Annotated in this window: 8 protein-coding genes; 3 read left to right on the forward strand and 5 right to left on the reverse strand. The window is 39.3% G+C overall.

Annotation, left to right across the window (positions count from 1 at the left end):
* Nucleotides 1–144: 144 nt before the first annotated feature.
* Nucleotides 145–1,218 (reverse strand): HlyD family secretion protein, encoded by a 1,074-nt coding sequence (locus FNZ24_RS07175; protein WP_153913800.1) that lies wholly within the window; start codon nt 1,216–1,218, stop codon nt 145–147.
* Complete coding sequence (locus FNZ24_RS07180) at nt 1,219–1,701, reverse strand: magnesium transporter (RefSeq protein WP_153913801.1); 483 nt, start codon at nt 1,699–1,701, stop codon at nt 1,219–1,221.
* 167 nt (nt 1,702–1,868) lie between these two features.
* Here FNZ24_RS07180 and FNZ24_RS07185 point away from each other — a divergent pair, with 167 nt between their 5' ends.
* The gene (locus FNZ24_RS07185; RefSeq protein WP_153913802.1) at nt 1,869–2,666 is read left to right on the forward strand and encodes a LysR family transcriptional regulator; all 798 of its coding nucleotides are present in this window, start codon (nt 1,869–1,871) and stop codon (nt 2,664–2,666) included.
* A 21-nt stretch (nt 2,667–2,687) separates the two neighbouring features.
* The gene (locus FNZ24_RS07190; RefSeq protein WP_153913803.1) at nt 2,688–5,396 is read left to right on the forward strand and encodes an acetate--CoA ligase family protein; all 2,709 of its coding nucleotides are present in this window, start codon (nt 2,688–2,690) and stop codon (nt 5,394–5,396) included.
* Between the two features lie 137 nt (nt 5,397–5,533).
* Here FNZ24_RS07190 and FNZ24_RS07195 read toward each other — a convergent pair whose 3' ends face one another.
* A complete protein-coding gene (locus tag FNZ24_RS07195) occupies nt 5,534–6,508 on the reverse strand; it encodes a diguanylate cyclase (RefSeq protein WP_153913813.1) in 975 nt (324 codons plus the stop codon).
* A gap of 387 nt (nt 6,509–6,895) precedes the next feature.
* On the opposite strand from FNZ24_RS07195, the gene eco reads away from it, so the two are divergent.
* On the forward strand, nt 6,896–7,462 hold the full coding sequence (gene eco, locus FNZ24_RS07200; RefSeq protein ID WP_153913804.1) for a serine protease inhibitor ecotin: 567 nt from the start codon (nt 6,896–6,898) through the stop codon (nt 7,460–7,462).
* Between the two features lie 86 nt (nt 7,463–7,548).
* Here the strand turns inward: eco and FNZ24_RS07205 are convergent, their stop codons facing one another.
* Nucleotides 7,549–7,827 (reverse strand): hypothetical protein, encoded by a 279-nt coding sequence (locus tag FNZ24_RS07205; RefSeq protein WP_153913805.1) that lies wholly within the window; start codon nt 7,825–7,827, stop codon nt 7,549–7,551.
* A 1-nt stretch (nt 7,828) separates the two neighbouring features.
* Nucleotides 7,829–8,658, reverse strand: an 830-nt coding sequence (locus FNZ24_RS07210; protein ID WP_194945013.1) for a RecQ family zinc-binding domain-containing protein, incomplete at its 5' end; no start/stop codon positions are given.

The following is an 8,658-nucleotide window of genomic DNA, read 5'->3' on the forward strand; positions in this document are numbered from 1 at the left end:
CTGTAGGCAGAAGATGTGAAAAAACTAAGACAGAAACAAATAACAAAAAAGGGAGCCGAAGCTCCCTTTAAAATTAACTCGCAACAGACGCTCTTGCGACAGACGCTAATGAGCTTTACTTCTGCAAGTACTTATAAATACAATTTACAAAGCTTTAAGGTAAGCTTTCAACGCCTTAAGTCTGATGGTGGCTGCACCAATGATATCCATAAACCCTAAAAAGTTAGCTGGCTTGTCAGCTGAAATCCAGCCTGAACCTGTTGCACCGATTGGGATGATATAACCTTCCGGCTCTTCAAACTCAATAATCACTGTACGACCGTGACTGCCTGAATTGTTGCCCACGTGTTGTCTTACATGTTGTGTACCTGCCATAGGACTTATTAGTGACTCACCGGTACCAGAGGTAACGCTGTGAACCCGTCCTCGGAAAATTTCTCCAGGAAAAGCATCAACATAAAATTCAGCAAATTGACCTGGTTTAACATAGCGATAAGTTTGATCAGCTATACGCATTTCTAAAAACTTTTTAGAAGTATCATATAAGTGCATGTTACCTATACGACTGCCAACAGCGACATTAGTAATTGATAACTGGCCATCAAACTGCGCTCTAATTTCACGACGATCATCATTCCATTTAGCTGAACTGATTTGTGCGTCGAATGAACGTAATTGCGCTCGATGGGTTTCAAGCTCAGCTTTTACAGATGCTATTTCAGCCACTGTGGACTCGATTTTAGCGTCAAGATCGTCACGGGTCATTTCGCTGGCATGTTCACCTAAATTGATAACACGTTTAAAGTTTCGTTTATCATTATTTAACGTCACCGTTAACGAATGCATTTTAAGTTTTAACGCTTCTTTTTTAGCAAGCTCAGCAGCTTTTTGCGCTTCTAGCGAACCGATTTCTTGCTCACTGTCTACTGATACCAACTTATAAATCAAATCACCCTTTTTGACCTTTTGGTTGTGAGTGACATAAATCTCTTCAATCTCTTGACCAAATAAAGGGCTTAACACCGCATGAGGTGCTTTAATTGTTGAGCTATCGGTTAAATCAGCTGGAGACCAAAAACGGTGTGCGGTAAAAAGCATAAATGCGATAAAAATACCTAAACCAACAGAACGAACTGCATTAGCAAGGTTCCATTGGATAATGCCAAGTTTTACTAGGAGCCATATAATGAGTACATATGGGAGCATAATCTCTTTCATTTACTTATCTCCTTTTAAGCCGTTACTAATGATGCTAGAAAGTCTGTTAGCTAATACATCCCAGCGACCGAAAGCAATAATTATCGCCAATACCCACCATGCTTTATCGATAAATAAACCACATAATGACAAGGCAAATACAATTTGTGTGTGCGCACTCGACATGGCTTCAGCTTTGTGAACAGCCACTTCATGCAAACGCCAAAACAAAAACAATATGTAGCAAATGATCGCGATAGTAACGACGAAAACAAAACCCATAAATAGCTCAGAATCAAGTAACGCTAAAATACTTGGATAGCCATTAGCAAAATAGCTTTCTGGCAATTCTTTACCATGGATTTGTGTCAGTAATGAAAACAAATAGCTCATAAGACCTAAAGCTGAAAATGCAGCAATAACAGTGAGACTCTTCTTTAAAATACTCAACGCTATATTGGGCTGAGTTGATGCTGTAGATGCAATTTCTAGCTGTTCTGACATGTATTCCTCATAAGATAAAAAATAATAACAAATGCAATATTAACAATAGCTAAATGTAAAAATGGAATAACCGTTATTCCAAATGGCTTATTTACTTTGGTGGTTAATGTGTTTGCGGAATATATGGTGTAATATGAGCTTAAAGTGTTCTAAATTATCGGTATATTATGGATCTTAATGCACTAAATGTGTTCATTACCCTATATAGAGCAGGCTCTACCCAAAGAGCTGCGAAACAACTTGGGCGTTCACAATCGTTTGTCTCAAAAGTGTTGGCACAATTACGTGAAGAACTAAGCGATCCCTTATTCATTCGCACCGCTAATGGCCTTCACCCAACCAGCTATGCTGACAAAATCGCCCCAAAAATCCAAAGCTCAATCGAGCAAATAAACTTAGCACTTGAACCTGAATATTTTGATCCTAAAAACCTACAATACATTACCGTTCACTTAGGTGAGCCATTAATGGTAATGATGGGTAAAGAACTGATTAATGCAATTAGAGCAGAAACGGATGCAGTAATAGAATTAAGACAATGGCGTAAAAGCAGCAATGATGGCTTAATTGATGGCTCGATTGATGTTGGGATCCAATCACTAAGAGAAAGACCACAGCAGTTATATCAAAAGAAAGTCGCTTCAGGTTATGGTTCGCTAGTTGGCAATAAAAATGGCGAGTTTATCAAACTGATTGTGGAAGACTTAAATGAATATGTAGAGCTGTATCGCACCGTAGACGATAAGCTCAATCCTACGATTATTGTCGATAATTATAGTGTTCAGCGACAATTGCTGGCGGAAAATTACTCTTACCAATTTAAGCTAGAATCAGATGATACCCATAAGGATATTGCAGTCGATTTAGCTGTTATATGCAGTGCGGCACGTCGCCACGAAGCAAAAATCACTTGGTTATCCGAGTTATGTCAAAAAGTTATGTTGAAATCTATCGCAAATAGCTAGTTCACTCGACAGTGAGGCACTATGAGTCAGAGAAGTATTCACGCTTTATTTAAGCCAAAGTCTATCGCCGTGATTGGCGCATCTAATACACAAAAGCGAGCGGGTCGTGTATTGATGAAAAACTTACTGGGTAGCGGCTTTTCTGGCCCAATCATGCCGGTGACACCTAAATATGATTCAGTCATGGGAGTACTCGCCTACCCTAATATCGAATCTCTGCCAATCAAACCTGACTTAGCTATTATCTGTACGCGAGCCAGCCGTGTACCAGGAATAGTCGAAACCTTAGCTCAATTCGGTTGTAAAGTGGTTATCATCATGGCATCTGGAATGGCCAACGAGTTTGATGAGAATGGAGTCAGCTTATTAAGCCTGACCCAACAACACGCAAAGCGTTTTGGTATGCGTATTTTAGGTTCGAACAGTTTAGGCATGATTATCCCGCCAATCGGATTAAATGCCAGTTTAGCCCATAGCAGTGCCAAAAAAGGCAAGATAGCATTCGTGTCTCAATCCGCTGCCATTTGTACCACAGTGCTGGATTGGGCAAACAACAAAGATATTGGCTTTTCATCATTCATATCGCTTGGTGATGCATCTGATATCGATTTCGATGAATTACTGGATTACCTTGGCCGCGATAGCAGCACTAGCGCGATCATGTTGTACATTGACTCCATTAACGAGAAACGCCATTTTCTGTCTGCTGCAAGAGCTGCAGCTCGTAATAAACCCATCTTTGTCATTAAATCGGGGCGAAGCCAGGAAGGTGTTAAAGCTGCCATGCTCCACACCGGCGGCATAGGCGGTAATGATGCCGTTTATGAAGCTGCATTTAAACGTGCGGGTATGCTTAGAGTCAATGACTTGATTGAGCTATTTGCCGCTGTTGAAAGTTTAGCTCACTCAACCCCCCTTAAAGGTGAACGAGTTGCGATAATCAGTAATGGCGGCGGCCCTGCTGTGCTAGCTGCAGATGAATTGATTATAAAAGGCGGGAAGCTCGCACAATTATCAGAAGATACCGTTAATAAACTTAATCAGATATTACCCAGCACATGGTCGGGACAAAACCCCATCGATATTGTCGGTGATGCGAACAGTGCCAGGTACACCAAAGCACTGAACATTTTGATGGATAGTCAGGAAATGGATGCCATCCTTGTACTCCACTCGCCATCGGCATTAGAAGAAAGTGATGAAATAGCCCAGAGCTTAATAGAAGCCATTAAAGCTCATCCTAATAGAAACAAGCTTAATATTCTCACTAACTGGAGCGGTGAAAACTCGGCTTATCCAGCAAGGAAATTGTTCAATAAAGCGGTTATACCGACTTATCGTACACCAGAAGGCGCCGTTAAAGCCTTCATGCATATGGTTGAGTACCGCCGTAACCAAAGGTTACTTCAAGAGGTGCCGCAATCAATTCCTGATAATATTCCAGCAGATGCCACTAGTGCTCGAGCATTGCTTCAAAAAGCGCAGAATGAACAACGCTTTATTTTAGAAACACATGAAACCCGTGACATATTAAAAGCCTATGGCCTTAATACAATTCAAACTTGTTTTGCTAAAACAGCAGATGAAGCGGTTAAACTTGCCAATAAGGTCGGTTACCCTGTCGCGCTAAAGGTGCAATCTCCTGATTTAATGTATAAATCAGATGCACACGGCGTAATGCTAAATCTCACCAATGATGAAGAAGTGAAGCAAGCAGCTCACTCTATTACAAGTCGCGTCAGAGAAATAAACCCAGATGCTAAAATTGATGGGATGATAGTTCAAAAGATGGCGCTAACCGCTGGAGCTCAAGAAGTTCGTGTTTCAGTGATTAACGACCCAGTGTTTGGACCTGCAATATGTTTAGGTGAAGGTGGTTCAGAGTGGGATCCGACCCGTGATGCTGCCGTTGCCCTACCGCCACTGAACATGACCCTTGCCAGATACATGGTCATTCAGGCCTTAAAAGCGAATAAACTCAGAGACAGGCATTTACCGTTAGGCTTAGACATGAATGCGTTATGTATCATGTTAACCCAAATCTCTCATCTGATTATTGATTGCCCTGAAATAGCCTCATTAGATTTAAACCCTGTACTCGCCGCAGGTGAAACAATCACCCTGCTTGATGTGAATATGAAGCTGAATCAAGCAGACATTGACCCAAAAACTCGCTTGGCTATCATGCCGTACCCTAAGGAGCTTGAACAAACGGCAGTGCTAAAAAATGGCATTGAAATCATGTTAAGGCCAATCTTGCCAGAAGATGAACCAAAGCATTTGGCTTTTGACAACTCCTTAAGTGATGAAGATAGATATAAGCGTTATTTTGGCGTACGTTCGCGTATGACACACGAAGAAATGGCCGTATTAACTCAAATTGATTACGCCCGAGAAATGGCATTTATTGCAACAGCAGTGGATGATAATGGCGAGTCGATTACCCTAGGGGCTGTTAGAGCATCCACAGATCCTGATAACACTGAAGCTGAATTTGCGATGGCGGTTCGCGGTGACTATCAAGGGATTGGCTTAGGTAAATTATTATTAGAAAAGTTAGTCAATTATTATAAATCCACTGATACTCCGGTACTTGCTGGTTTTACCATGTTTGAAAACCGTAGCATGGCTAATCTTGCTAAAAACTTAGGTTTCGCAGTGTCATTTGATATGGAAGAGCATTTAATAAAAATGCACATGGATTTACCTAGTTCGGATGAGTCATCTTGATACCAAGATGATCGTTTAAAGGTTTTAGAGAGATTAGAGAGTAAAAGGCTAAGTATTCATTACTTAGCCTTTTTACTTGAGGAACAGGCATTTTATCCAACCGTGTTAGGTATTGGTTGTTAACGACTAATCAAGCACTAACCTTTGACGCAATTACGACCAGATGATTTGGCTTGGTACAACATGTCGTCAGCACGTTTTAATAAGGTTTCTGAATCATCGCCTGGTTGAATATGTGCAAGCCCGATAGACACAGTTATATTGCCTAACTGCTGCTTATTTTCTTTACCTATGGTCAATTGACGTCCAGCAATACGTTCTCTGATATTTTCAGCAACCGTAAAGGCATCTTTAAGCTCGGTATTAGGTAGTAGAATAACAAACTCCTCCCCCCCATACCGAGCAACGAAATCATTACCTTTAACCGACTGTTTTAAAGCAAAACCGACAAAAGCTAACACTTTATCCCCGACTAAATGCCCGTGTGTGTCATTGAACGCTTTAAAATGATCAATGTCTACCATCAGCAAACAGCAAGGAATTTGGTTTTGATTAAACAAACTGACCTGTTCTGTTGAAAATATTTCATAGGCTCGACGATTATTTAACGAAGTCAATTCATCAGTCATAGCAACTTTACTGAGATTATCCATTTCTTCTTTAAGTTGAGTGAGTTCATCACCTAAAGTCTGGATATCCTCTTGCATTGACTGGTTATTGGCAATGACCTTTTCAACTTCAGCACTGATATTAATCACCAACTTATTAAGAGTTTGTGGATTAGCTTCAGATTGCATTTCTTCATTGAATATAGATAAGTTAGTTGAAAAATCATCGGTTCCAGCTGAGAACTGATTAATTTTATTCACTAAACTATTGATTAAGATCTGAGTCTCTATTTGAACATTTTCAATCACCTCAGGCGATTGTTCTTGGATGAAGTTGTTATACAAGCCTTGGTTAACTGAAGCGGTAAATTCTACTTTATTAGCCAATAACCCATCAATGGCTCGCTTTAAACCTAGATTAGTCTCAGAATAATACTGATACCAAATGGCATAGTTTTCAGGCGTAACGGGAATGTTTAGCGCTGACATTTGAGGGACTGCCATACGCAGTATATGGGCAGAGCTTTCCAGATTAGTATTCAATAGAACATCCTATGTCATCATGAATGTGTTTATGAACGATTACTTAGCTGATAAGTTGCACTAAAAGACAGGCTAACTTACTTAGGCTTTAAGCTCATTAAACACATAAAGTATACTTTTTCAGTGTATTAAAAATATTATTTTAAGCAATAGCGTTACAAAGTTAATCTAAAAAACATTGAAAATAAAGGATATTTTAGAAAACCAATGTAAAAGGCTCAAAGGTAAAAAATTAATTTTTAAAAAAGTGAAAAAAATAAAACCCTTTTTCAATTGGCTATCGTTTATATCAATAACAACGCAATCAAGCTTAAGTATTACATTAGCATTTTAGAAGTGAGAATCCATATGAAAAAAAGTCTAAACAGTACATTAAAAAATCTATTCAACATCTCAGCAATTGGATTAATCGTCGGCATGTCATTTTCAACAATGGCAACAAGCCCAGTACCTAATCAATTTGAGCGACCAAACATGATTACAAGTCATCAGTTTTCAGAGCAAAATTACCAAGAAATAGATGAAGCTAAAATGTTTCCTAAGCCTTTGGACAATCAAGTTCAACATATCCTATCGCTATCTAAACGTGATGATGAAGCGAACTACAAAGTAGAAATTCAAATTGGCCAAAATAAAATGGTTGATTGCAATCAACACAGATTAATGGGCACAGTAGAAAAGCAGAGCTTACAAGGTTGGGGTTATAGCTACTACACGCTAGATAAACTGACTGATGGTCCAAGTACTATGATGATGTGCCGTGACCCAAAAACTGCGAAATTTGTCACGCTAGGTGAAAGTATTACGATTGATTACGATAGTCGCTTACCAAAAGTATTTTATCTACCCGAAGGCGCTGAACTCAGATACCGTATTTGGCAAGTAAAAAGTGACTTTAGCTATACTGGCCAATAAAGAATAGAAACTATGGGTCAAATATCCCGTAAAGTAATGCAGGTTAACGAAGAGCTCTCATGTGATTTTGATAGGACGATAAGCTTTTAATAGCGTTTAACACGTACAACTTGCATCACTTCAATTGCAAAGCCTGCAACTGTTTCTTCATCACTGTAATAGACTAGGCTGACTAATTGATCTTTAAGCGACTTATACTTTTTAGGTCGCTTAAATTTAAACGGGACGTCATAACCGTCAATCATTAAGGTATGTAACACCCACTCTTCTTTTTCACGTTGAGTGTGAGAAATAACTTTAACGCCTTCTAAATGATTAAGTTTTTCATGCTTATTCAATAAGCCTTCAACCGCTTTATTTTTCATATTAGCTAGCGCCTTTGTTGATAAAGTTAATGATCTCTTGGTATCGATACTCACTACAGTAACCAAATCCGGGCAACTGTTTAACTCTTATACGAGCAAACATAGGAACCGAAATTCCAGCGAGAAACTTAGCTTGTATCGACACCGACACAGATTGATGGCCTTTAGACTCCATGTGCACTAAAAAGCCACTCAACATATCATTAATGCCAGACTTATCTTCAATAGGCGCTATTGATTTTTGGGTTAACGTTGCTGGATAACCACGACAGACACTGCAATGTCCACATTGCTGAGGCGCAGCATGATCATCAAAATACTCGGCTAACCTCGCGGTAATACAAGTCTGAGATTCGAAAAAAGACAGTAACTGATTTAAGCGAGCAATCTCTTTAATTTCATTGCTATGAAAGTAATCAGACAAACTCTCAACTAAACCTTCTTGCATAAGTTCAGCAGGGTTCACATCAAACACTTGAGTGATCTTTTTAGTTTCTAATAAGATCATTTGTTTATCAGCTAAATATTCAAGCGCAGCTACTACACGTTGCCTCTCAGCACCATACTGCTGAAAAAGACTATCAAAATTGAGTTGTCCCCAAATTTTCTTAAATTGTGTGTGTTCAAAAATTTGATTTAGAAACAACTGCCGCTGCTCATCAAAGTTTGCTAATACTTGTTGCTTATCAACAATGAACTGATATTTAAACTCAGCAAAATAAGCAAAGCTAGGTTTAACCACCTGAGCGAGCTCAAGCTGAACCAATAAGGTTTTTAGCGGTAATAATTTAATATTACAGCTTGTGGAGATGCAAGAGTCTGCTATCTCCA

Source organism: Shewanella sp. TC10 (assembly GCF_009663145.1).
Taxonomy (GTDB): Bacteria; Pseudomonadota; Gammaproteobacteria; order Enterobacterales; family Shewanellaceae; genus Shewanella.